This window comes from Pseudomonas sp. NPDC090203 (assembly GCF_044746765.1).
GTDB lineage: Bacteria > Pseudomonadota > Gammaproteobacteria > Pseudomonadales > Pseudomonadaceae > Aquipseudomonas > Aquipseudomonas putida_AD.
Genome location: NZ_JBIVCV010000001.1, coordinates 543,213 through 565,555, shown reverse-complemented (window position 1 = coordinate 565,555; position 22,343 = coordinate 543,213). Strand labels below are relative to the sequence as shown.

The following is a 22,343-nucleotide window of genomic DNA, read 5'->3' as shown; positions in this document are numbered from 1 at the left end:
TTTTTGGGGGGGTGGTTTTTCCTTTTCCTTGTTTTTTGCGTGTTTTTGTTGGGGGTGTGGGGGGCGGGCGGGGCGGCCCCCCCCCCCCCCCCCGGGGGGGGCCCCCCCCCCCCGCCCCCCCCCCCCCCGCGACGGCGTCAGATGCATCTGCAACGATGCATCCGGCCTGCGCCGTTTACTTCAAATGAACCTTCAATTCCTGCGAAGCCTGCAACATTGCCGAGCGCACTTCCGGCACCTGGCTGACCACGTTCAGCAGACCGTAGTCATGGATCATGCCGTTGTAGCGCACCGCCGTGACTGGAACACCCGCCTGATCGAGCTTGCGGGCATAGGCTTCGCCTTCGTCGCGCAGCACGTCAGCACCGGCTGTCTGCACCAGCGCAGGCGGCAGGCCCTTCAGCTGATCCAGGGTTGCGCGCAGAGGTGATGCGTAAATCTCGGCGCGTTGCTTTGGATCGGTGGTGTAGTTGTCCCAGAACCACTTCATCATGTTGCGAGTGAGGAAGTGCCCCTCGGCGAACTGCTCGTAGGAACCGGTATCGAAGTTGGCGTCGGTCACCGGCCACAGCAGCACCTGGTAACGAATGGCCGGGGTGCCCTTGTCTTTGGCCATCAGGCTGACGACCGCCGCCATGTTGCCGCCGACACTGTTACCCGCTACCGCCAGACGCTTGCCGTCGACGTTGATCTCCTTGCCATGTTCAGCCACCCATTTGGTCGCTGCGTAGGCCTGGTTGATCGCCGTCGGGTAGTGCGCTTCAGGCGAAGGGGTGTAGTTGACGAACACCGCCACCGCACCGGAACCCTCTACCAGATCACGCACCAGACGCTCGTGGGTCGGGTAGTCGCCCAGCACCCAGCCGCCGCCGTGGAAGTACATGAACACAGGCAAGGTGCCCTTGACGCCAGCCGGACGCACGATGGTCAGGCTGATGTTCTGGCCGTCAACCGAGATGGTCTTCTGGCTGACATCGGCCTTGGGCAGGGTCAGCTTGACCCCTGCCTGGGCGCCGGTCAGTACGGCGCGGGCGTCTTTGGGCGAAAGCTGCTCAATCGGTTTGCCGGTGCCCGAGTTCAGGGCATCGAGGAACGCTTGAGTGTTGTGCTCAACGCCGGTATCGGTTGCCGCGAAGGCATTGCCGATGGACAGCGCGAGCAGCGAACCAGCCAGAATCTTGCCGAACGTGTTCATGTTCATCTCCTGAGCAGGCGGGTGAGTTAGACGGTCACGTGCAGACGGACGTCAACGTTGCCACGGGTGGCGTTGGAGTACGGGCAGACCTGGTGAGCCGCATCGACCAGCGCTTGAGCGTCGGCTTGATCCAGACCCGGCAGGTTGATGTTCAGGTCGATGTCCAGACCGAAACCGCCAGGAATCTGGCCGATGCCGACGTGGGCAGTGATCGAGGCATCAGCCGGGATGCTGCGCTTGCTTTGACCGGCAACGAATTTCAGTGCGCCGATGAAGCAGGCCGAGTAGCCGGCAGCGAACAGTTGCTCAGGGTTGGTCGCTTCGCCACCGGCGCCGCCCAGTTCTTTCGGGGTGGCCAGTTTCACGTCGAGAATCTTGTCGCTGGAAACAGCACGGCCATCACGGCCACCGGTTGCGGTTGCGACTGCGGTATAGAGAGCTTGCATGATATTTCCTCACTTGATGATGTTGGGCTGAAGCTGGTTGTGCTTCGCGCTAAAGGTTTGTGCGCTAAGCAAGTGAGATGAAATGTACTGCGCAAATAGTTTGCGCGCAAGATTAATTTTCAGATTTTCTTCGCTTGCAGCTCATTTTTTGCTTATCTATCTGATTTATAAGCGTAAAAAAATCACGTAGGAGCGGCGCTTGCCCGCGACCGCGGTGTTCCAGTGGATACATCGACATCTGACTTACCGCGGTCGCGGGCAAGCGCGCTCCTGCAGCCAAAAAAAAGGCCAGCGCGATGGCTGGCCTTTCGGAAAGAGAAGCGGCTTACAGACTGTCGTGCAGATTCCCACGCACGTTGACCAGATCTTCCTGCAGCGCCTTGAGCTGTTCCAGCGAAATGCCGCTGGCGGAAAGAATGCACGGCGGGATGCTGCGCGCCTTGTCGTACAGGGCCTTGCCCTGATCGGTCAGGTACAGTTGCACAACACGTTCGTCTTCCTTGCTGCGAGTGCGGCGGATCAGGCCTTCGCCTTCGAGGCGCTTGAGCAGGGGGGTCAGCGATCCGGGGTCGGTCAGCAGCCGTGAGCTGATTTCGCCCACCGTGATCCCTTCGCGCTCCCATAGCACCAGCATCGCCAGGTACTGCGGATAGGTCAGGTTCAGTGCCTGGAGCAGCGGTTTATAGACCTTGGTCATCATCAGCGAGGTGGAATACAAGGCAAAACACAATTGGCTGTCCAGCAGCAATTCGTTACAGCTGCCAGCGCCGGCTGCGGTGTCGCTTGGGTCGGCGGTCATCGTGGGTGTCCTCGGGGTGTCAGTCATGGGCGCTAATTTAGTGTGGTGATGTTTAATGCACCAGATAATTTAGGCAATCGGTCATGAGGCTTTTCTCTATCGGCCTGCTCACAAGGCCCAGGCGTCAATTGGAACACGAACTGTGAATCAACTCATCACAGAACGTCGATGTTATTGGCCCGCTGCGGATTTCCTCGGCCGGCCCGACTGCGTAGCATGCGCGCAGAATTCATACAGAGGACCGGTCGTGATCGTGGATGTTGTGATGTACCTGTTGTTGGGCGCGGCCATGGGCACCTTGGGCGGGCTGTTCGGAATCGGCGGCGGGCTGGTGGCGATTCCGGCGCTGGGCGTGCTGTTTGGCCTGGATCAGCAACTGGCCCAAGGCACGGCTCTATTGATGGTACTGCCCAATGTGCTGTTGGCGCTGTGGCGTTACAACCAGCGTAACCGGATTTCCGTGCGCAATGCGATGATGCTGATCGTGCCCAGCTTCGTCGTGTCCTGGCTGACCTCGCTGTGGGCCGTGCGGGTCGACGCCCAGAGCATGCGCATCGGCTTCGTCGCATTTCTGGTGGTGCTGACCTTGTTCAACCTGATCCAGATGTACTGGCGCAAGGGCAACGCCGATGCGCAGCTGCGTCACAGCAAGTGGCTGTGGATGCTGGGCGTGGGGTCTGGTGTGACGGCGGGCATGTTTGGCGTGGGCGGCGGTGTGATCGCGACGCCGATCCTGACCGGCGTTTTCGGCGCGACCCAGGTGGTCGCCCAAGGCCTGGCGCTGGCCCTGGCGGCCCCTGCGACGGTGATCACCCTGACCACTTACGCCTTTCACGGTCATGTGAACTGGCTGATGGGCATCCCGCTAGCCATTGGCGGCCTTGCGAGTATCAGCTGGGGTGTCGCGCTGGCCCACAGCCTGCCGGAGCGCCTTTTGCGCTCGCTGTTCTGCGTGTTCCTGGTGATCTGCGCGATCATGCTCTGCTTCAGGATCTAGAGCTTGAAGCCCTCGGCGATGTGATCGGCCAGGCATTCGGTGATCGGCGAGGGATTGTTCGGGTTGCGCAGCAGCACGATGCTGGCCGAGGGCAGTTGCGGCAAGCCCTCGTCCTCGCCGAGTACCCGCAGATCCGAGGTGATCAGGCTCTGCAGTTGGGCCGTGACCGCAAGCCCCGCGCTGACCACCGCCATGATCGCCGAGAGGCTGGCGCTGGTGTAGGCCACACGATATTCACGGCCTGCTGCATCCAGTGCGTTGCTTGCCCACAGCCTGCAGAAACAGTCGCTGTTGAACATCGCCAGGGGAATCGGCGTTTGTTCGTGTGGGCAGAATCCGGCAGCCTCGGCCCAGACGAAACGCTCCTGACGCAGGATCTGCCCGATTTCCTTGCCGGGCTCGCGAGTGACGATGCTCAGGTCCAGGTCCTGACGTTGCAGCAACTGCGCCGATGACTCGCAGTGCACCTCCACTTGAATCAGCGGATAGGCTTGTGCGAAGCGCGAGAGAATGCCGGGCAGGAAGCGCATCACGTAATCGTCCGGCGTGCCGATTTTCACCGTGCCGACCATGTGCGGCTCGCGCAGGGTGTTGAACACTTCGCTGTGCAATTTGAGGATGCGCCGGGCATACCCCAGCAGGACCTGGCCTTCAGCGGTGAGGTTCAGCACGCGGCCGTCTTTCTGGAACAGCGGGCGCTGTACGACGTCGTCTTCCAGCCGCTTCATCTGCATGCTCACCGCCGACTGCGTGCGGTTCACCACCTCGCCGGCCTTGGTGAAACCGCCCTGATCGGCAATGGCGACAAAGGTGCGCAGCAGCTCGCTGTCGATACTTGGATAGGTGGCCATTGCATCAATCTCCCAGATGGGGTGCATCAGAAACATTCGTTGGTTTGATCTTATTCCCAGGCAGACAATCTAGCCATCCCCACTTGGAGGGCAAGACGATGAAAGGTCAAAAAGGTTATGTACTGGTACTGAAAACCCTGTCGGGTGAGTCCACCCTTGAGCGCTGGATGAAATCGGGCGTGGCCCAGGTAGCCCGCTGGCGCAAGCTGCATCACGAGCGCGCCATACTGGCGAGCCTGAGCGATGACGCCCTCAAGGACATCGGCCTGAGCCGTGCCGATGTGCTGGAGGAAACCGACCGCCCGTTCTGGGACGACCCGCTCAAGCATTGATGCGATGTCGCGCGCCCGTAGCAGCACGGCTTGCCGGCGGGGCGGTTTCAAGATCGCTCCCGCCGGCAAGCCGTGCTGCTACGGGCCCGTGTTATGCCTCACCTGATCGCACCACCCCCAAGCCCACACATGGCGGCGTTGGCCCGGATCAGGTAGCTTTGCGGATCGATCAGGAGGTTCTGAATGTCCGCAGATCTGTCGACTCAACAACTGTCCGTCAAGCAAGCACGCCGGGTGGCATTGGTCGCCCAGGGGTTCAACGGCCGCCAGCCGCCTGCGACGGTCACTTCGCGTCACGTCATGCAACTGATCGAACGCCTGGGTGTGGTGCAGATCGATTCGGTCAACGCCCTGGTGCGCTCGCATTACCTGCCGCTCTATTCGCGCCTTGGCAATTACCCGCAGAAGCTGCTGGATCAGGCCGCATGGAGCCAGGGCCGACAACGCAAACTCTTCGAATACTGGGGCCATGAGGCCTCGTTGTTGCCCATCGAACTGTACCCGCTGATGCGCTGGCGCATGCAGCGTGCATCCCAGGGCGAAGGCATTTATCAACAGCTGGCCAAATTCGGCCGTGAACAAGCCTCGACCCTTGCCCGTGTCCTGCAGGCCGTGCGCGACCAGGGCGCATTGGGGGCGGGCAGTATCAGCACCCGCGAAGATCGCGCCGGGCAATGGTGGGACTGGAGCGCCGAGAAGCTCGCGCTGGAATGGCTGTTCGCTGCGGGCGAGGTGACGGTCGCCGGGCGCCGTGGGTTCGAACGACTCTACGATCTTCCGGAACGTGTGCTGCCGTCCCCGATCATCAATCATCCCGAACTGACCGAAGCCGATGCCCAGCGCGGCTTGCTGCTGCACGCGGTCAAGGCCTTGGGCATCGGCACCGAGAAAGACATCCGCGATTATTTCCGTCAGGATCCGGCGCCCGCCAAGATTGGGCTTGCAGAACTGGTAGAAGAGGGCGCCATCGAGGTGGTTCGGGTCAAGGACTGGAAACAGCCGGCCTATGTGCTGCCGAACACCAACGTGCCGCGAAAAGTCACTGCCAGCGCACTGCTTTCGCCTTTTGATTCACTGGTGTGGGAGCGGGCGCGCACCGAGCGTCTGTTCGATTTTCACTACCGGCTCGAGATCTACACCCCGGCGCACAAGCGGGTGTACGGCTACTACGTGCTGCCATTCCTGCACAACGAACGCATCGCCGCGCGCATCGATCTGCGTGCCGAGCGCGCAGCCGGGCGGCTGGCGGTGCATGCCGTGCATGAGGAGCAGCCGGGGCTGGACGAGGAGGGGATGCACGCGCTGGCCGCTAACCTGCGGCAACTGGCGAACTGGCTGGGGTTACCAGAGGTACTGATCAACTGCCAGCGCGCCAGTGCGGCACGCCTGCGGGTGGCGTTTGTTGCGAAAGGGTTGGACCATTTGTAACTCTTTGATGGACGCACACCCACTGTAGGAGCGCGCTTGCCCGCGACGGCGGTTTACCTGTGACGCCTATGTCGACTGACACGACGTCGTCGCGGGCAAGCGCGCTCCTACAGGAAGCGCCGGCTACCTGCGCACCTGCTTCAACGTCTCGGCAATCAGAAACGCCAGTTCCAGCGACTGATCGGCGTTCATCCGTGGGTCGCAGTGGGTGTGGTAGCGATCCGACAACCCATCCTCGGTGATCGGCCGTGCGCCGCCGATGCATTCGGTGACGTTCTGCCCGGTCATTTCGATGTGGATGCCGCCGGCGTAGGTGCCTTCCGCCTGGTGCACCTGGAAGAACTGCTTCACCTCGCCAAGAATCTGCGCAAAGTCGCGGGTCTTGTAGCCGCTGCTGGCCTTGATGGTGTTGCCGTGCATCGGGTCCGAGCTCCACAGCACCTTCTTGCCTTCGCGCTCGACGGCGCGAATCAGCCCCGGCAGATGGTCGCCGACCTTGTTGGCGCCCATCCGCGCGATCAGGTTCAGGCGGCCGGGGTCGTTGTCCGGGTTGAGAATGTCGATCAGGCGAATCAGGTCGTCGGTGTTCATGCTCGGGCCGACCTTCACGCCAATCGGGTTCTTCACCCCGCGCAGGAACTCCACATGGGCACCGTCCAGCTGGCGCGTGCGATCGCCGATCCACAGCATGTGCGCCGAGCAATCGTAGAAGTCGTTGGTCAGGCTGTCGCGCCGCACGAAGGCTTCTTCGTAGTTCAGCAGCAGGGCTTCGTGGGCGGTGAAGAAACTGGTTTCGCGCAGTTGCGGCGAGGTGTCCATGCCACAGGCGCGCATGAAGGCCAGGGTTTCGTCGATGCGGTTGGCCAGTTGGCTGTACTTGTCGGACAGCGCCGAGCCCGCGATGAAGTCCAGGTTCCACTGGTGCACCTGATGCAGGTCGGCAAAACCGCCCTGGGCGAACGCGCGCAAAAGGTTCAGGGTCGCGGTGGACTGGTGATAGGCCTGCAACAGGCGGTCAGGGTCCGGTACGCGGCTCTTCTCATCGAAACCGATGCCGTTGACGATGTCGCCGCGGTAGGCGGGCAGGGTCACCCCGTCGATGGTCTCGTCATTCGACGAACGCGGCTTGGCGAACTGACCGGCCATGCGCCCGACCTTGACCACCGGGCAGCCGGCGGCGAAGGTCATGACGATTGCCATCTGCAGCAACACCTTGAAAGTGTCGCGGATCTTCGCGGCGGAGAATTCGAAGAAGCTCTCGGCGCAATCGCCACCCTGCAACAGGAAGGCGCGGCCTTCGGTGACCTCGGCAAACTGGCGGCGCAACTCGCGGGCCTCACCGGCGAACACCAGCGGCGGATAACTGGCCAGCGTCTGCTCGACACGCAGCACGTGCTCGGCGTCAGGGTACTGGGGTTGTTGCTGGATAGGCAGGGTCCGCCAGCTGTCGGGGCTCCAGGGTTGGCTCATCATGAACTCGAAGTCAGTGCGATCGGACAGCCATGTTAGCAGCAAGCCCCGAGAATTTGCGTGACCTGCCGGGGCGCAATCGCTGACAATCCGCCGCTTATCCAGGCCGTTGTCGCGGCCCGTAGCAGTCCGGCTTGCCGGCGACCGCATTTTTGCAGCCGCCGCGCCCCTCAAGCCGTACACCGACCGACCATTGGCAAGAGAACAGCAATGACCCAGGAGCGTGTAGAGCGCGTGCTGGCCGAAGTCCATGATGACTTCGGCATGATCCGCGTGCTGGAAGTGGAAGACTACCGCTTCCTGGAGTTCGGCGACGCCATCGAGCAGAGCTGCACCTTCACCGCCGATCCCGCGTGGCTGGAGTACGACTACACCCGCGCCATGCTGATCGGCGCGCTGTGCCATGAAGCGCCGGAAAGCGCCCTGTTCATGGGCCTTGGCGCGGGTACTCTGACCCAGGCTTGCCTCAAGTTCCTGCCGCTGGACGACGTCGAAGCCATCGAGCTGCGCCCCGATGTGCCGCGCCTGGCCATGGAATACATGGGTCTTTCGGACGATCCCCGGCTGTACATCCGCATCGGCGATGCCCTGGAACTGCTGCCCACGGCCGAAAGCGCCGACCTGATCTTCGTCGACCTGTACACCGACACCGGCCCTGCAGTCGGGCATCTGGCGTGGGGCTTTCTGGAGAAGTGCCAGCAGCGGCTGAACCCCGGTGGTTGGCTCATCATCAACCAGTGGGCGTCGGACGACGGCAAGCCGCTGGGCGCGGCGCTGTTGCGCGGCCTCTATCACCGCCACTATTGGGAGCTGCCGGTGAAGGAGGGCAACGTGATTCTCATGGTGCCGGCCGACCTTGACCAGACGCTGGACATCGACGCCCTGACCCAGCGTGCCGAGGCCCTGGCCCCGCATCTGGGTTATTCCCTGCTGTCGTTGATCCAGAGCGTTCGCCCGGCCACCTGAGCCGCCTGTTCATTGACCGGTGAAGTGCCCCGGCCTGCGTTCTATCAGGGCGCGCAGGCCCTCCTTGGCATCCTCGCTGGACATCACCTGCCTGACCTGAGCCAGCAACTGTAGCGCGGCGGCCTGCTCGCCTTCGCGCACCGCCTGGCGCGCCGAGGCCAGAGTCGCCCTGACCCCCAGCGGCGCCCGCTCGGCGATGCGCCCGGCCAGGTGCAGCGCGCAGGGCAGCAGGTCCTCCTGTGCCATGATTTCCTGCACCAGCCCCAGGCGCAGTGCTTCGTGGGCATCGAATTCATCGCCCGTCAGCAACCAGCGCATGGCGTTGCCCCAACCCGCCAACTGGTGCATGCGCAGGGTCGCGCCACCAAAGGCGAACAGGCCGCGCTGCACCTCGATCTGCGAAAAGCGGGCGTTGCTCGCGCACAGGTTGATGTCGGCGGCCAGCATCAGTTCGATCCCCAGCGTCAGGCAATAGCCCTGCGCTGCGACGATGACCGGCTTGGTAACTCGCGGCCCTGCGAAAACACCCCAGGGATCGTAGCCGCCTTCGGGCAGTTGCCAGCCATTGGCGAGGGTCGGGCCGGTGTCGGCCAGGTCCAGCCCGCCGGTGAAGTGATCACCATGGGCGAAGACCACGGCCACCCGCACCTCTGGGTTGCGCTCGAACTCGCCGTAAGCGAGGCTGAGCTGGTTGAGCATTTCCATGTCGAATGCGTTGCGCTTGGCCACGCGATCCAGCCCGATGAGCAGGATGGCGCCGCGCTGTTCCCGGGTGACGTGGCCTTTGGTCGGAGAGGTCATGTCGCAAGTTCCTGCTGATGAGTAGGAAAGGAGAGTGGGCTGCCTGACTGATCAAGGTGAATCGTTTAAGCTGCTACCACCAGTAATACCGGGCACTAGAAAAATAGACAGTGGCACAGCTTTGCGCAAAGCCTGTGACACTTGGACGCAAGGTCTTATCCGGCCGAAAAAAATCCTCACATTTTTCGGCATTTCCGGTATAGTGCGCGCCGGCCTTTCATAGGGCCCTCGTCACGGTATGGTTTGTGAAGCCTTCTTCACTGGCCGGTTCGCTTGCGAACAGTCCCTGACGATCCATTCATCCATACGTTTTCGCAAATCCCCGCCGACAAAGCAGCCAGGGTGACCTTCGGGTCTTACACGGCACGCGCAGCTTTGAAGCATGGGTCTTTGCGGATGCACTCAGAGGCAGACCCATGACCCAGGAAACCGGCGGCTTCGCCGCTCTTGATCTTCACCCAAGTATTGTTGCCGCCGTAATCGCCACTGGCTACGAAGAGCCTTCGGCCATTCAGCAGCAATCGATCCCTATTATTCTTGCCGGCCACGACATGATCGGTCAGGCGCAGACAGGTACCGGTAAAACCGCAGCCTTCGCCCTGCCAATCCTGAACCGCATCGACCCGGCAAAACGTGAGCCGCAAGCGCTGATCCTCGCGCCGACTCGCGAACTGGCCCTGCAAGTGGCCACCGCGTTCGAAACCTACGCCAAGCAGATGCCAGGCGTGACCGTGGTTGCGGTCTACGGCGGTGCGCCAATGGGCCCGCAGCTCAAGGCCATCCGCAACGGCGCGCAAATCGTCGTCGCTACCCCGGGCCGTCTGTGCGACCACCTGCGTCGTGACGAGAAAGTCCTGGCGACCGTGAACCACCTGGTTCTCGACGAAGCCGACGAAATGCTCAAGCTGGGCTTCATGGATGACCTGGAAGTGATCTTCAAGGCCATGCCGGAAACCCGCCAGACCGTACTGTTCTCGGCAACCTTGCCGCAGTCGATTCGTGCGATCGCCGAGCGTCACCTGAAAGACCCGAAACACGTCAAGATCCAGAGCAAGACCCAGACCGTCACCGCGATCGAGCAGGCTCACCTGCTGGTTCACGCCGACCAGAAGACCTCTGCCGTTCTGAGCCTGCTGGAAGTCGAAGACTTCGACGCCCTGATCATGTTCGTGCGCACCAAGCAGGCCACCCTGGACCTGGCCAGCGCCCTGGAAGCCAAAGGCTACAAGGCCGCTGCGCTGAACGGCGACATCGCCCAGAACCAGCGTGAGCGCGTCATCGACTCGCTCAAAGATGGCCGTCTGGACATCGTTGTCGCGACCGACGTTGCTGCCCGTGGTCTGGACGTTCCGCGCATCACCCACGTATTCAACGTGGATATGCCGTACGATCCAGAGTCCTACGTTCACCGTATCGGTCGTACCGGCCGTGCCGGTCGCGAAGGCCGCGCGCTGCTGCTGGTCACCCCGCGTGAGCGCCGCATGCTGCAAGTGATCGAGCGTGTCACCGGTCAGAAGGTTGCCGAAGTTCGCCTGCCGGACTCCCAGGCCGTTCTCGATGCCCGCATCAAGAAACTGACCAACAGCCTGGCGCCGCTGGTTGCCGACGCTGAAGCCAGCCACGGTGATCTGCTGGATCGTCTGACTGCCGACATCGGTTGCTCGCCACGTGCACTGGCCGCTGCGCTGCTGCGCAAGGCTACCAACGGTCAGGCCCTGACCCTGGCAGCCATCGAGAAGGAACGTCCACTGGTGCCGAACAGCGCGCCACGTGGCGATCGTCCGGATCGTCCATCGGGTGACCGTCCTGATCGTGGCGACCGCGAGCGTCGTGCGCCAATGCCGCTGGCCGAAGGCCGTGCCCGTTGCCGTACCGCGCTGGGCGCGCGTGATGGCATCGCTGCCAAGAACCTGCTGGGCGCCATCCTCAACGAAGGTGGTCTGGCCCGTGAAGCCATCGGTCGCATCCAGGTGCGTGACAGCTTCAGCCTCGTCGAGCTGCCGGAAGAAGGCCTCGAGCGTCTGCTGGCCAAGCTGAAAGACACCCGCGTTGCCGGCAAGCAGCTGAAACTGCGTCGCTACCGCGAAGACTGATCAGCCCCTGTGCTGATCGTCTGAAATAAAAAATCCCCGACTGGTTCGGGGATTTTTTTTGCCTCATGGAATGCTATCCGCCGTTATCGCAGCGACGACCTTGCGACCGACCCGCCGGCAAGCCGTGCTGCTACGTGATGCAGGGTGTCATCCTTCCAGCGGTGACCACGAACCCGTAGCAGCACGGCTTGCCGGCGGGAGCGATCTCGAGGATGTCGTCGCCGGCAAGCCGTGCTGCTACGGTTTTGTGGTGTCCGACAGAGCTCGATCAGACCGCCCCATCCCCGTAGCAGCACGGCTTGCCGGCGGGAGCGGTCTTGAAGTGCTCACCCAAACCGGTAGATATCCATCCCCAGCGCACCCATGGTGAAACCCTGATGCGCAATGCTGAACTGGCCACCCGCACCACGGGCGAAGTAGAGGGGCAGCAGGTGCTCGTCACTCGGATGATTGCGCACCGCGTTCGGCGCCTGTCGGCGGTAGTCGTGCAGGGCTTCGTCGTCGCCAGCGGCGAGTCTTTCCACCATCCAGTCGCGGAATGACAGCGCCCAGGGCTCGACGCTCTCTGGCCCTGCATGCCAGTCCAGTTCGCGCAGATTGTGAGTAATGCTGCCCGACCCGATCACCAACACCTCTTCCTCGCGCAATTTCGCCAGCGCCTGGCCGACGCGGGTCTGCAGCTCAGGACCCATACGTGTTGGCAGGGATACCTGAACAACCGGGATGTCCGCCTGCGGGTACATCAACGACAGCGGCACCCACACGCCATGGTCGAACGGTCGGCGAGTGTCCATGCGCGCAGTCAGATCGGCGTCCGCCAGCAGCTCCATGACGCGATGAGTGATGTCCAGCTGGCCCCGCGCCGGGTATTGCACGGCGAACAGCGCCGCCGGGAAGCCTCCAAAGTCATGCCAGGTTTCCGGCTGTGGGTTGCCGTTGACCAGCAACTCGTTGCTCTCCCAGTGGGCAGAGACGATCACGATGGCCTTTGGTCGGGGAAGCTCGGCCGCCAGACGTGCCAGCGCCGGGCCGCTTTCGCCGGGTTCCAGTGCAAGCATGGGGGAGCCGTGAGAAATGAACAGGCTGGGGAGCATGTCGGGAGTCCTGAGCGTATAAGATGACTGCATGATCGGGCAGATCATCGATCTAAATCTAATATAAGTTTTAGGGCTTTTTGATCGAAGTATCAGGAGTATTTATGGAGCCGCAGTTTTGGCATGAACGCTGGGCGATCAATCAGATTGGTTTCAATCAGTCGGACGTGAATCCATATCTGGTGAAGTTGTGGCCCGAATTGAATGTGAATCGAGGTGAACGGGTCCTGGTGCCGTTGTGCGGCAAGACCATCGACATGACCTGGCTGGTTTCCCAGGGGTTGCACGTGGTGGGCGCCGAGCTGTCGGAAACGGCAGTGGCGGCCTGGTTCAGTGAAAACGGGCTGACGCCGGTGGTCGAGGAGCGACGGGGATTCAAGGTATACCGTCACGACAATTGTGAAATCTGGTGTGGTGATTTCTTTGCGCTCAAACCGGGAGATGTGGGTAATTGCACGGCGTTCTACGACCGCGCGGCGTTGATTGCGCTGCCTGCGGACATGCGCTGGCGCTATGTCGAGCAACTGAACCGGCTGGTGGCTCAGGATTGCCGAGGCCTGCTGGTGACGCTGGACTATGATCAGTCGCAGATTCCCGGGCCGCCTTTTTCGGTCGATGAAGACGAGGTGCAACAGCTGCTGTCGCCGGAATGGCGGGTGAAGATGGTCGGCGACTGGGATGTGCTGGAGCAGAGCGCCAAGTTCAAACAGGCAGGCGTGACACGCTTGATGGAGTACGCCTACCGGCTGTTCCGCCGCTGAGCGTAGCAGCACGGCTTGCCGGCGGGGGCGGACTTGAGATCGCTCCCGCCGGCAAGCCGTGCTGCTACGGGGCCGTGTTCGGGCGTTGATTGTGGTTGGTTGAGGACGAGAAAGGGCGACTCGAAGTCGCCCTTTCTGGTTTGCCTTGAATCAACCGCGACGGCGCAGGGCCTCGATGCGGTCTTCCAGGGCCGGGTGGCTCATGAACAGGCCGGCGAGGCCGTGTTTCAGGCCGCCGTTGATGCCGAAGGCGGTCAGGCTGTCGGGCATCTGTACCGGAACGCCTTGTTCCGAACGCAGGCGCTGCAGGGCGCTGATCATCGCGCCAGTACCGGCCAGGCGTGCACCGGCGTCGTCGGCGCGGTATTCGCGTTTGCGCGAGAACCACATGACGATGGCGCTGGCCAGGAAGCCCAGCACGATTTCGGCGAAGATGGTCGCGATGTAGTACGCGATGCCCTGGCCTTCCTCGTTCTTGAAGATCACCTTGTCGACGAAGTTGCCGATGATCCGGGCGAAGAACATCACGAAGGTGTTCACCACGCCCTGCACCAGCGCCAGAGTGACCATGTCACCGTTGGCGACGTGGCCGATCTCGTGGGCCAGCACCGCTTTCACTTCCTCGGGCGAGAAACGCTCCAGCAGGCCCTGGCTGACGGCGACCAGCGCGTCGTTCTTGTTCCAGCCGGTGGCGAAGGCGTTGGCTTCATAGGCCGGGAAAATCCCGACTTCCGGCATCTTGATGCCAGCGTCGCGGGACAGTTGTTCAACGGTCTGCATCAGCCATTGTTCGTGGCGGGTGCGTGGTTGGGTGATGATCTGGGTACCGGTGCTCATCTTTGCCATCCATTTGGAGATGAACAGCGAGAACAGCGAACCGGCGAAACCAAACACGGCGCAGAAAATCAGCAGCTGATTGAGGTTCAGGTCAACCCCGTTGGCCGCCATGAACCCGTTGAAGCCAAAAAGGCTCAGGGTGATGCTGGCAATCAGCACGACCGCAAGGTTAGTGGCCAAAAACAGCAAGATGCGCATCATGGTGTGGAGTGTCTCCTCGTGAAGAATGTGTAACGTGTTGCGGGGTATATAAGGTGATGTCGGTGGCTATTCAACCGGGCGACTATTTCAAACTGTGTCGTTTCGAGCCGCCAGGGCAATTATGGCCCATTGGCGAGAGGGCGGGGGTAGAGCGATTGGTCGCGCAGACCTGTAGGAGCGCGCTTGCCCGCGACCGCGATCTGCGGGGAAATCATGTGCCTGCTGACACACCGCAGTCGCGGGCAAGCGCGCTCCTACAACAAAGCGGGATTACTGCTTGTAGGATTTGAGGAAGTTGCCAATCCGCCCAATGGCCTGTTCCAGATCGTCCACGCGCGGCAGGGTCACCACGCGGAAGTGGTCCGGCCATGGCCAGTTGAACGCCGTGCCCTGAACGATCAGCAGCTTCTCGGAAAGCAGCAGGTCGAGTGCGAACTTCTCGTCGTTGTGGATCGGGCAGACTTTCGGATCGATGCGCGGGAAGGCGTACAGCGCACCCATCGGCTTGACGCAGCTCACGCCCGGAATGTCGTTGAGCAACTCCCAGGTGCGGTTGCGCTGCTCTAGCAGGCGCCCGGGCGGCAGGATCAGGTCGTTGATGCTCTGGTAGCCACCCAGCGCGGTCTGGATCGCGTGCTGGCTCGGCACGTTGGCGCACAGGCGCATGTTGGCCAGGATGTCGATGCCTTCGATGTAGCTCTGGGCGTTGTGTTTCGGGCCCGAGATGGCGATCCAGCCGGAGCGGAAACCGGCCACGCGGTAGGACTTGGACAGGCCGTTGAAGGTCAGGCACAACAGGTCCGGCGCCAGCGAAGCGGTGCAGATGTGCACGGCGTCGTCGTACAGGATCTTGTCGTAGATTTCGTCGGAGAACACCACCAGGTTGTGCTGACGGGCGATTTCCAGCATCCCCAGCAGCACTTCTTTCGAATACACGGCGCCGGTCGGGTTGTTCGGGTTGATGATGACCATGGCCTTGGTGTTCGGCGTGATCTTGGCCTTGATGTCGTCGAGGTCCGGCCACCAGTTGGCCTGCTCGTCGCACAGGTAATGCACCGGGTTGCCACCGGACAGCGCCACGGCGGCAGTCCACAGCGGGTAGTCGGGAGCTGGGACCAGCACTTCGTCGCCGTTGTTGAGCAGTGCCTGCATCGACATCACGATCAGCTCGGAAACGCCGTTGCCCAGGTAGATGTCTTCGATGCCGACACCTTCGACCTGCTTCTGCTGGTAGTACTGCATCACCGCCTTGCGCGCGCTGAACAGGCCTTTGGAATCGCTGTAGCCCTGGGCGGTCGGCAGGTTGCGGATCACGTCCTGGAGGATTTCGTCCGGCGCCTCGAAACCAAACGGCGCCGGGTTGCCGATGTTCAGCTTGAGGATGCGATGGCCTTCCTCTTCCAGGCGTTTGGCGTGCTTGAGCACGGGCCCGCGGATGTCATAGCAGACGTTGGCGAGCTTGTTCGATTTGCTGAACTGCATGTGATTGATCCCAAAATATAAGGGTGCGCGCTGGATGGAAAAGGCGGACCGCTAAGCACAACGCCATCAAAATGAATTTGTATGCCTGTAAGGCCGGTGACAGACTGGCGTCAAACGAAGGCGCAATCATACGTGCCACCCGACCCGTGGAAAAGACACAGATCGGGCTTTTTCAGCTGTGGAGGTGTACCCGTGGAGAAGCTTGCGAAAACCCTTGAAGAATGGAAGCAGATGCTTGACCCAGAGCAGTATCAGGTCTGCCGCCTGAAGGCCACCGAGCGGCCTTTCACCGGCAAGTACAACAGCACCAAGACCGCCGGCGTCTATCACTGCGTGTGCTGCAACGAGCCGTTGTTCGACTCCGAAACCAAGTTCGATTCGGGCTGCGGCTGGCCCAGCTTTTATGCGCCGATCGAGGGCAGCGCGGTGGTGGAAGTGCGTGACGTCAGCCACGGCATGATCCGCACTGAAGTGGTCTGTGCCAAATGCGATGCTCACCTGGGCCACGTTTTCCCGGACGGCCCGCCGCCGACCGGTTTGCGTTACTGCATCAATTCGGTCTGCCTGGACCTGGTGCCCCGAGACGCCTGATGCACTGATATCACCGTGGATAATTCGATAGCGCGCCAATCAGTGGCGCGCTAACTTGGCGGTTTAACTTTCGAGGCATCGTCATGAGCGACAATTTGCTGAACATCCCGGTGCAGACGATCAAGGGCGAGCAAAAGACCCTCGCCGATTACGCAGGCAAGGCAGTGCTGGTGGTCAATACCGCGAGCAAGTGCGGCTTCACCCCGCAGTACAAGGGGCTTGAAGAGCTGTGGCAGCGTTATCGCGACCAGGGGCTGGTGGTGCTGGGGTTTCCCTGCAACCAGTTCGGCAAGCAGGAGCCAGGTAATGAAGGTGCAATTTCCGAGTTCTGCGAGCTGAACTACGGGGTGAGCTTTCCGCTGTTCAAGAAGATCGATGTCAACGGCAGCGCCGCCCATCCGTTGTTCGTGCAATTGAAAAAACAGGCGCCGGGGTTGCTGGGCTCTGAGCGGATCAAATGGAATTTCACCAAATTCCTCATCGGCCGCAACGGCCAGTTGGTCAAGCGCTACGCGCCATTGACCAAGCCCGAAGACCTTGAGTCCGATATCAAAGCCCTCCTGAAGTAAACACCCCGTAGCGGTCCGGCTTGCCGGCGTCGTCGATCATGAGGCCGCCCCCGCCGGCAAGCCGTGCTGCTACGAGTCAGCGTTCAGACTCCAATCTCGCATACGCCCACGCCCCCGTAGCAGCACGGCTTGCCGGCGGGGGCGATCTTGAGGGCGCCGGTCAGTGATCCTGCGTGACCGGGATCCACTGGTCGAGAATGGCGATAAGCTCTTCGCGATGGAACGGCTTGGCCAGGTAATCGTTCATGCCGGCGGTTTTGCAATGCTCGCGTTCTTCGGGCATGGCGTTGGCGGTCAGGGCGATCACCGGCAGGTCTGGCCATTTCTCGCTCTGGCGAATCTGCCGGGTGGCTTCATACCCGTCCATCACCGGCATGTTGCAGTCCATCAGCACCAGGTCGAACTGGCCGCGCTCAAGCTGCTGCAACGCCTCACCGCCATGGCTGCTGACCACCACTTCACACCCCAGCTTGCCCAGCATGCCCTTGGCGACGAGCTGGTTCACCGGGTTGTCCTCGACCAGCAGAATCCGCGCGCGATACGACGCCGACTGGCTGCTGGCCAGGCGCGCACTCGGCTGTTGGCCTTCGATCCCCAGCACCCGGCCCAGCGCCCGATGCAGGACACTGCGCGACAGCGGCCGCGCCTGCTGCTGCAGCGGCGCCATCGCCTGCACCTGCTCGCCGGGCATGAAGTTGCCGTAAGCGGTCACCAGCAGGATCGGAATGCGGGTGGCGGGACGGATGCCGATCAGGCATTCGGGGCAGTCGGTAATCAGCAGGTCGGGCTCGATCTGCGGCTGGGGCGCGTTGGCCGAAAAATGCCGATACTCGATGCCCCATTCCGGCAGCAGGCCGCTGAGCAACTCCACCAGGCCACTGCCCGGCGTGCTCACCACCACCACCCGGCCTTTCATCGCAGGCCAATGCGGTGCCGGCGTGTGAGCGGGCAGGGGCAGGTCAACATAGAAGCGGCTGCCGACCCCGGGGGTGGATTCGATGCGCAGTTGCCCGTCCATCGCTTCGCACAGGTTGTGCGTCAGGCTCAGGCCCAGCCCCGTTCCGCCGTACTGACGAGTGATGGCGGCCTCGGCCTGGGTGAACGGCTGGAAGATCCTGGCCTGGGCGTCCTGGGCGATCCCGATGCCGGTGTCGCAGACCTCGATCCGCGCCTTGTCCGCCTGTTGGGTCAGACGCACGTCCACACGTCCGACCTGGGTGAACTTGAGCGCGTTGGAGAGCAGGTTGCTGACGATCTGCCGCACCCGCGTCGGGTCGCCCAGCACCAACGCCGGGAAATGCGGATCGATCAGGCAGGTCAGCTCCACTTTTGGCGCGGCGTTCTGTGACAGCAGGTTGGCCGTGTCTTCGATCAAGGTGCCCAGGTCAAACGGAATGCGTTCGAGCTCCAGTTGACCCGCATCGAATTTCGACAGGTCGAGGATATCGTTGAGCAACTCCACCAGCACTTTGCCCGAGTCATGGGCGATCGACAGTTGCTGGCGTTGTTCGGCACTCAGAGGGCCGTCGAGCGACAGCGCGAGCATGCCCAGCAGGCCGTTGAGCGGGGTACGGATCTCGTGGCTCATGTGCGCCAGAAAGGCCGAGCGGGCATTGGCCATGTCCAGGGCGGTGCTGCGGGCAATTTCCAGTTCCTCGTTGGACTGGCTCAGCCGCGTGTTGCTGGATTTGAGTTCCTGGGTGCGCGCCTCGACGATGTCTTCAAGCTCGTTGAGGTGGTCGGTCAGGCGGTTTTCCGCTTCCAGGCGCCGGCCGAACTCGCTGGCGACATGATCGAATTGCTGGTTGGCGACGTGGATCAGCACACCGATCTCGTCATTTTCATGGCCGGGCGGGCAGGGTAGCGGGGCCTGTTTGGGGCTGCGCGAATCGCGACTGGCCAGCGCGCGAATGATCCCGGTCAACGGCTTGGTCAGCGTCAGGTAGAACAGCCCCATGAGAATGCAGGTCAGCACCAGGCTGCGCACGAAGCCGTTGAGCAGGGTGATTTCCGCCCGTTGCAGGAAGTGGCTGCCGAACGCGAAGGTGTCCACTTCCAGGAACAGCGTGCCGATGGCCTCCTTGGGCATGTGGTCCAGATGCAACACGTCCTCGAACTGCCGGCTCTTGCCAAACAGGCTGTCGCTGAGCATCCGGTAGCGGCTTTCGGCCAGCGGGCGGGACACTGCGGCCAGCAGCACATTGTTGTTATCGGTCAGGCGTGCGCTGACCACCGCAGGCGAATGCAGCAGCCCCAGGGTCAGCTCCTGGGCCAGTTCAGCGTCGATGTTGTAGGCGATGCGCGAGGCGGGGTTGTGACTGATTTGCAGCAGGGAGCGAATTTCACGATCGATCGAGGCGTCTTCGCTGGCATAATCGATGGCAATCTGAACAAAGCTGAGCAGGGTTCCCAGCAGGAAGCCGATCAGAACGGTCAAACGGGCCTGTTTGAACGATAGCCGGTGGGTGATCGGTATTTCCATAAGGGCGCTGTCACTTCCTGGGTCCTTCGCGGGCAAAGCATAGCCGATCGCAGACCGGCTTTAACCAGTTAAATCAAGGAGACATCGTGGATTCTAGGTTGAACGCATTCCTGGAACGCGCCGAATCGGTTCTGGCGCGACTCGAACCTCTGCTGCCTGCCGTGCGCGAGCCAGTGGACTGGGACAAGGCACTGGCGGCGCGCTGGGTGCGCGAGGGCCGCAGCGGCTATCTGCTGCCGCTGGACGTGACCCTGGACATGCGCCTGTCGGACCTGATCGGCGTTGACCAGCAGCGCGCTCAACTGGGGCGCAACACCCAGCAATTCATCGACGGGCTGCCGGCCAACCACGCGCTGCTCTGGGGCTCGCGCGGCACTGGCAAATCGTCGCTGGTACGTGCGCTGCTCGCCGAGCATGCCAAGGCCGGCCTGCGCCTGATCGAGATCGAACGCGATCATCTGGGGGACCTGCCGCGGGTGGTCGAGCAACTGCAAAAGCTGCCGCAGCGTTTCGTGCTGTTCTGCGATGACCTGTCGTTCGATTCCGGCGAAGGCGACTACCGCGTGCTCAAGAGCGTGCTCGATGGCTCGCTGGAGCAGGCGCCGGACAACGTCCTGCTGTACGCCACCTCCAACCGCCGCCACCTGGTGCCGGAGAAGGAGAGCGACAACGCCCATTGGCAACGGGGCGATGACGGCGAAATTCATCCAAGCGAAGCGGTCGAGGACAAGATTGCCTTGTCTGATCGTTTCGGCTTGTGGCTGTCTTTCTATCCATTCACCCAGGAACATTTCCTGGACGTGGTGGAACACTGGATTGGCGAACTGGCGGCCAAGGCCGGGCTCTCGTGGCAGCGGGACCATGAACTGGACATCCTGGCCGTGCGCTGGGCGACCGGTCGTGGCAACCGCAATGGCCGCTGCGCCTATCAGTTCGCCCGTTATTGGGTTGGTTTGAAAATGCTGGAGCAACATCCATGATCGATTTGAGTGCAGCAGGCCAGGGTCTCGACGGCTACCGCCTGCTGGCCGCACAGCTTGAGTCCTTGCTTGCGGACGAGCGCGATTTCATCGCCAACGCCGCGCAGTTCTCGGCGTTTCTTTACACCCAACTGGACGACCTCAACTGGGCCGGGTTTTACCTGAACCGCAACGAAGAGCTGGTGCTCGGGCCGTTCCAGGGCCAGATCGCCTGCGTGCGGATCCCGTTTGGCAAGGGCGTGTGCGGGGCTGCGGCACAAAGCCGTGAAACCCAGCGCGTGCTGGACGTGCATGAGTTCCCGGGGCACATCGCCTGCGACAGCGCGTCCAACAGTGAGTTGGTGGTGCCGCTGGTCAAGGAAGGGCGCCTGATTGGCGTGCTGGACCTGGACAGCCCGAGCCTGGCGCGTTTCAGCGAGGCGGATCAGGTGGGTATCGAAGCGCTGGCGCAGATTTTCCTGCGTCTGACTGACTGCTGAGGCCTCAGCTTTAAACCGTAGCAGCACGGCTTGCCGGCGGGAGCGGTGTGTCTGTGACGAATATACCGTCTGACACACCGCCCCGCCGGCAAGCCGTGCTGCTACAGGATCAACGTCAATCGTAGATGGCTTTCTTCTTCCACTGCGCATCCGATTCGTCGGCTTTCAGGCCTTCGGTCAGCTCGTTGTGGTCGTCTTCGGTGGGGGCGATGGTGTCCAGCACCATGGCGTTGGCCCGCGCCAACTGACGCTCCATGGCCTGCAGGTGGGTTTTCCACGGTGCCGGCTCGGCCTGGTTCTTCAGGTATTGCACGCCACGCTCGAACGCCAGCCGCGCTTGCCCCGGCTGATCCTGATTCAGTGCCTGGGTGCCCAGGTTATTGAAGAACTCAATGTGCAGCAGCACCAGCATGTTGCGAATCTCGCGAATCCAGTGCTTGGCTTCGGCGGTCTGCAGGAAACCGTCGTGGGCGGCGCGCGTCACCTGACCATGCATGGCTTCGAGCAGAAAGCGCACATCCTTGGCCTTGGCTTCGGTCTGGATGGGGCTGGCCGGGTTGTCCACCTTGATGTTGTCGCCCTGGGCCACCAGCGCTTCGAGTTCGGTTTCGCGTTCCTGGATGCCAGGGTTGTTTCTTCTTTCCAGGGCGATCAGCCGTTTGACGACGTTCAGCTCCAGACGCACCAGCAACAGCTTGAGCGCCGGGCTCATCAATTGCCCGGGGAAGGTCTCGGACAATTCGCAGCAGCGACGCAGGCGATCGTTGAGCTCGACCAGCGTGCGCGCGCGCTCGACCTTCTTCGCCTCTGCGACGTGGTTCAGATAGCCGACGGCGATCAAGAGTACGATGCCTGTTACAACCATCAGGGTGATAATGAGTGGTGTCACCGTACAAGCCTCAATCCGGGTAAATGTGCGCCGAGTGTAGTGGCTATGCACTAGCACTGGAAGGGTGGTGGTCGGGATGTCCATATAGAGATACATCCGCCTGATCCCTGTATCGGCCACCCATTACCTAAATAGAGGGGGAAGTCATTGATTTGAATAAATTTTCATTGGGGGGTTGACGACCTCCCCAACCATCCATAGAATGCGCGCCACTTGCAGCGTAAAGCACACAGCGAAGCGCAGCAGGGAGTGAATGTTGTAGTGTGTCCCCTTCGTCTAGTGGCCTAGGACACCGCCCTTTCACGGCGGTAACAGGGGTTCGAGTCCCCTAGGGGACGCCAAAGCGGGAATAGCTCAGTTGGTAGAGCACGACCTTGCCAAGGTCGGGGTCGCGAGTTCGAGTCTCGTTTCCCGCTCCAATTTTAAGCAGCTTGGCCTTCGGGCGGAGCTGAGTGAAACCAGGAAGCATCTTCGGGTGTATTTCTGGAACTGAAACACTACACCATGGTGTTTCAGGCAGTGTCCCCTTCGTCTAGTGGCCTAGGACACCGCCCTTTCACGGCGGTAACAGGGGTTCGAGTCCCCTAGGGGACGCCATAT

General features: G+C 61.8%; 21 protein-coding genes and 3 tRNA genes. 13 read left to right on the top strand and 11 right to left on the bottom strand.

The window, feature by feature from the left end:
- Positions 1–175 precede the first annotated feature (175 nt).
- The 3 genes from ACIPO9_RS02575 to ACIPO9_RS02565 all read right to left on the bottom strand — a co-directional run bounded on the left by ACIPO9_RS02575 (position 176) and on the right by ACIPO9_RS02565 (position 2,440).
- Positions 176–1,195, bottom strand: coding sequence for an alpha/beta hydrolase (locus ACIPO9_RS02575; protein WP_274132253.1), 1,020 nt, complete (start codon positions 1,193–1,195; stop codon positions 176–178).
- Between the two features lie 26 nt (positions 1,196–1,221).
- On the bottom strand, positions 1,222–1,641 hold the full coding sequence (locus ACIPO9_RS02570; RefSeq protein ID WP_274132252.1) for an organic hydroperoxide resistance protein: 420 nt from the start codon (positions 1,639–1,641) through the stop codon (positions 1,222–1,224).
- Positions 1,642–1,966: 325 nt separating this feature from the next.
- Entirely contained in the window at positions 1,967–2,440 is a 474-nt protein-coding gene (locus tag ACIPO9_RS02565; RefSeq protein WP_400778702.1) for a MarR family winged helix-turn-helix transcriptional regulator, read from the bottom strand.
- 265 nt (positions 2,441–2,705) lie between these two features.
- On the opposite strand from ACIPO9_RS02565, the gene ACIPO9_RS02560 reads away from it, so the two are divergent.
- A complete protein-coding gene (locus ACIPO9_RS02560; RefSeq protein ID WP_400778783.1) occupies positions 2,706–3,437 on the top strand; it encodes a sulfite exporter TauE/SafE family protein in 732 nt (243 codons plus the stop codon).
- On the opposite strand, the gene ACIPO9_RS02555 is transcribed toward ACIPO9_RS02560, so the two are convergent.
- Positions 3,434–4,288: a LysR substrate-binding domain-containing protein gene (locus ACIPO9_RS02555; RefSeq protein ID WP_274132249.1), complete on the bottom strand. Its 855-nt coding sequence runs from the start codon at positions 4,286–4,288 to the stop codon at positions 3,434–3,436. The two genes, ACIPO9_RS02560 and ACIPO9_RS02555, sit on opposite strands and share 4 nt — an antisense overlap.
- A gap of 167 nt (positions 4,289–4,455) precedes the next feature.
- On the opposite strand from ACIPO9_RS02555, the gene ACIPO9_RS02550 reads away from it, so the two are divergent.
- Positions 4,456–4,620 (top strand): DUF1127 domain-containing protein, encoded by a 165-nt coding sequence (locus ACIPO9_RS02550; protein WP_400605157.1) that lies wholly within the window; start codon positions 4,456–4,458, stop codon positions 4,618–4,620.
- 183 nt (positions 4,621–4,803) lie between these two features.
- Positions 4,804–6,048: a winged helix-turn-helix domain-containing protein gene (locus ACIPO9_RS02545; RefSeq protein ID WP_400778700.1), complete on the top strand. Its 1,245-nt coding sequence runs from the start codon at positions 4,804–4,806 to the stop codon at positions 6,046–6,048.
- Between the two features lie 123 nt (positions 6,049–6,171).
- Here ACIPO9_RS02545 and ACIPO9_RS02540 read toward each other — a convergent pair whose 3' ends face one another.
- Positions 6,172–7,518 carry a class II 3-deoxy-7-phosphoheptulonate synthase gene (locus ACIPO9_RS02540; RefSeq protein ID WP_274132243.1) on the bottom strand — a complete coding sequence of 449 codons (1,347 nt, stop codon included), beginning with the start codon at positions 7,516–7,518 and terminating at the stop codon, positions 6,172–6,174.
- A gap of 210 nt (positions 7,519–7,728) precedes the next feature.
- Between ACIPO9_RS02540 and ACIPO9_RS02535 the strand changes: the two genes are divergently transcribed.
- Positions 7,729–8,484, top strand: a complete 756-nt coding sequence (locus ACIPO9_RS02535) for a spermidine synthase (protein ID WP_400778698.1) — start codon at positions 7,729–7,731, stop codon at positions 8,482–8,484.
- Between the two features lie 9 nt (positions 8,485–8,493).
- Here ACIPO9_RS02535 and ACIPO9_RS02530 read toward each other — a convergent pair whose 3' ends face one another.
- A complete protein-coding gene (locus ACIPO9_RS02530) occupies positions 8,494–9,285 on the bottom strand; it encodes a crotonase/enoyl-CoA hydratase family protein (RefSeq protein ID WP_400778696.1) in 792 nt (263 codons plus the stop codon).
- A gap of 416 nt (positions 9,286–9,701) precedes the next feature.
- Here ACIPO9_RS02530 and ACIPO9_RS02525 point away from each other — a divergent pair, with 416 nt between their 5' ends.
- On the top strand, positions 9,702–11,378 hold the full coding sequence (locus ACIPO9_RS02525) for a DEAD/DEAH box helicase (protein ID WP_274132239.1): 1,677 nt from the start codon (positions 9,702–9,704) through the stop codon (positions 11,376–11,378).
- A gap of 326 nt (positions 11,379–11,704) precedes the next feature.
- On the opposite strand, the gene ACIPO9_RS02520 is transcribed toward ACIPO9_RS02525, so the two are convergent.
- A complete protein-coding gene (locus tag ACIPO9_RS02520) occupies positions 11,705–12,472 on the bottom strand; it encodes a DODA-type extradiol aromatic ring-opening family dioxygenase (protein WP_400778694.1) in 768 nt (255 codons plus the stop codon).
- Between the two features lie 104 nt (positions 12,473–12,576).
- Here ACIPO9_RS02520 and ACIPO9_RS02515 point away from each other — a divergent pair, with 104 nt between their 5' ends.
- Positions 12,577–13,233 (top strand): thiopurine S-methyltransferase, encoded by a 657-nt coding sequence (locus ACIPO9_RS02515; protein ID WP_400778692.1) that lies wholly within the window; start codon positions 12,577–12,579, stop codon positions 13,231–13,233.
- A gap of 150 nt (positions 13,234–13,383) precedes the next feature.
- Here the strand turns inward: ACIPO9_RS02515 and htpX are convergent, their stop codons facing one another.
- Both htpX and ACIPO9_RS02505 read right to left on the bottom strand, forming a co-directional pair.
- Positions 13,384–14,271 carry a protease HtpX gene (htpX, locus tag ACIPO9_RS02510; protein ID WP_274132236.1) on the bottom strand — a complete coding sequence of 296 codons (888 nt, stop codon included), beginning with the start codon at positions 14,269–14,271 and terminating at the stop codon, positions 13,384–13,386.
- Between the two features lie 270 nt (positions 14,272–14,541).
- The gene (locus ACIPO9_RS02505; protein WP_074757687.1) at positions 14,542–15,753 is read right to left on the bottom strand and encodes a pyridoxal phosphate-dependent aminotransferase; all 1,212 of its coding nucleotides are present in this window, start codon (positions 15,751–15,753) and stop codon (positions 14,542–14,544) included.
- A gap of 192 nt (positions 15,754–15,945) precedes the next feature.
- Between ACIPO9_RS02505 and msrB the strand changes: the two genes are divergently transcribed.
- Together msrB and ACIPO9_RS02495 are read left to right on the top strand one after the other, a co-directional pair.
- Positions 15,946–16,344, top strand: coding sequence for a peptide-methionine (R)-S-oxide reductase MsrB (gene msrB, locus ACIPO9_RS02500; protein ID WP_274132235.1), 399 nt, complete (start codon positions 15,946–15,948; stop codon positions 16,342–16,344).
- Between the two features lie 83 nt (positions 16,345–16,427).
- The gene (locus ACIPO9_RS02495) at positions 16,428–16,913 is read left to right on the top strand and encodes a glutathione peroxidase (RefSeq protein ID WP_274132234.1); all 486 of its coding nucleotides are present in this window, start codon (positions 16,428–16,430) and stop codon (positions 16,911–16,913) included.
- A 160-nt stretch (positions 16,914–17,073) separates the two neighbouring features.
- Here the strand turns inward: ACIPO9_RS02495 and ACIPO9_RS02490 are convergent, their stop codons facing one another.
- A complete protein-coding gene (locus ACIPO9_RS02490; protein WP_400778690.1) occupies positions 17,074–19,395 on the bottom strand; it encodes a response regulator in 2,322 nt (773 codons plus the stop codon).
- Between the two features lie 86 nt (positions 19,396–19,481).
- On the opposite strand from ACIPO9_RS02490, the gene ACIPO9_RS02485 reads away from it, so the two are divergent.
- Positions 19,482–20,375 (top strand): ATP-binding protein, encoded by an 894-nt coding sequence (locus ACIPO9_RS02485; protein ID WP_274132232.1) that lies wholly within the window; start codon positions 19,482–19,484, stop codon positions 20,373–20,375.
- Positions 20,372–20,854, top strand: a complete 483-nt coding sequence (locus ACIPO9_RS02480) for a GAF domain-containing protein (RefSeq protein WP_400778689.1) — start codon at positions 20,372–20,374, stop codon at positions 20,852–20,854. The genes ACIPO9_RS02485 and ACIPO9_RS02480 overlap by 4 nt, the downstream gene beginning before the upstream one ends.
- Positions 20,855–20,969: 115 nt before the next feature.
- Here the strand turns inward: ACIPO9_RS02480 and ACIPO9_RS02475 are convergent, their stop codons facing one another.
- Entirely contained in the window at positions 20,970–21,743 is a 774-nt protein-coding gene (locus tag ACIPO9_RS02475) for a hypothetical protein (protein WP_274132230.1), read from the bottom strand.
- A gap of 265 nt (positions 21,744–22,008) precedes the next feature.
- Between ACIPO9_RS02475 and ACIPO9_RS02470 the strand changes: the two genes are divergently transcribed.
- The 3 genes from ACIPO9_RS02470 (at position 22,009) to ACIPO9_RS02460 (ending at position 22,340) form a co-directional block, all read left to right on the top strand.
- A tRNA-Glu gene (locus tag ACIPO9_RS02470) sits at positions 22,009–22,084 on the top strand.
- Between the two features lie 2 nt (positions 22,085–22,086).
- Positions 22,087–22,162: transfer RNA gene (locus tag ACIPO9_RS02465), tRNA-Gly, on the top strand.
- A gap of 102 nt (positions 22,163–22,264) precedes the next feature.
- Positions 22,265–22,340: transfer RNA gene (locus ACIPO9_RS02460), tRNA-Glu, on the top strand.
- Positions 22,341–22,343 lie beyond the last annotated feature (3 nt).

Excerpts from the sequence above, each read along its gene's own strand:
- ACIPO9_RS02570 (WP_274132252.1), bottom strand. The coding sequence starts at position 1,641 with ATGCAAGCTCTCTATACCGCAGTCGCAACCGCAACCGGTGGCCGTGAT.
- ACIPO9_RS02565 (WP_400778702.1), bottom strand. The coding sequence starts at position 2,440 with ATGACCGCCGACCCAAGCGACACCGCAGCCGGCGCTGGCAGCTGTAAC.
- ACIPO9_RS02560 (WP_400778783.1), top strand. The coding sequence starts at position 2,706 with ATGTACCTGTTGTTGGGCGCGGCCATGGGCACCTTGGGCGGGCTGTTC.
- ACIPO9_RS02530 (WP_400778696.1), bottom strand. The coding sequence starts at position 9,285 with ATGACCTCTCCGACCAAAGGCCACGTCACCCGGGAACAGCGCGGCGCC.
- ACIPO9_RS02505 (WP_074757687.1), bottom strand. The coding sequence starts at position 15,753 with ATGCAGTTCAGCAAATCGAACAAGCTCGCCAACGTCTGCTATGACATC.
- ACIPO9_RS02480 (WP_400778689.1), top strand. The coding sequence starts at position 20,372 with ATGATCGATTTGAGTGCAGCAGGCCAGGGTCTCGACGGCTACCGCCTG.
- ACIPO9_RS02575 (WP_274132253.1), bottom strand. The coding sequence starts at position 1,195 with ATGAACACGTTCGGCAAGATTCTGGCTGGTTCGCTGCTCGCGCTGTCC.
- ACIPO9_RS02545 (WP_400778700.1), top strand. The coding sequence starts at position 4,804 with ATGTCCGCAGATCTGTCGACTCAACAACTGTCCGTCAAGCAAGCACGC.
- ACIPO9_RS02550 (WP_400605157.1), top strand. The coding sequence starts at position 4,456 with ATGAAATCGGGCGTGGCCCAGGTAGCCCGCTGGCGCAAGCTGCATCAC.
- ACIPO9_RS02495 (WP_274132234.1), top strand. The coding sequence starts at position 16,428 with ATGAGCGACAATTTGCTGAACATCCCGGTGCAGACGATCAAGGGCGAG.
- ACIPO9_RS02535 (WP_400778698.1), top strand. The coding sequence starts at position 7,729 with ATGACCCAGGAGCGTGTAGAGCGCGTGCTGGCCGAAGTCCATGATGAC.
- ACIPO9_RS02490 (WP_400778690.1), bottom strand. The coding sequence starts at position 19,395 with ATGGAAATACCGATCACCCACCGGCTATCGTTCAAACAGGCCCGTTTG.
- htpX (WP_274132236.1), bottom strand. The coding sequence starts at position 14,271 with ATGATGCGCATCTTGCTGTTTTTGGCCACTAACCTTGCGGTCGTGCTG.
- ACIPO9_RS02520 (WP_400778694.1), bottom strand. The coding sequence starts at position 12,472 with ATGCTCCCCAGCCTGTTCATTTCTCACGGCTCCCCCATGCTTGCACTG.
- ACIPO9_RS02515 (WP_400778692.1), top strand. The coding sequence starts at position 12,577 with ATGGAGCCGCAGTTTTGGCATGAACGCTGGGCGATCAATCAGATTGGT.
- ACIPO9_RS02540 (WP_274132243.1), bottom strand. The coding sequence starts at position 7,518 with ATGAGCCAACCCTGGAGCCCCGACAGCTGGCGGACCCTGCCTATCCAG.
- ACIPO9_RS02555 (WP_274132249.1), bottom strand. The coding sequence starts at position 4,288 with ATGGCCACCTATCCAAGTATCGACAGCGAGCTGCTGCGCACCTTTGTC.
- ACIPO9_RS02525 (WP_274132239.1), top strand. The coding sequence starts at position 9,702 with ATGACCCAGGAAACCGGCGGCTTCGCCGCTCTTGATCTTCACCCAAGT.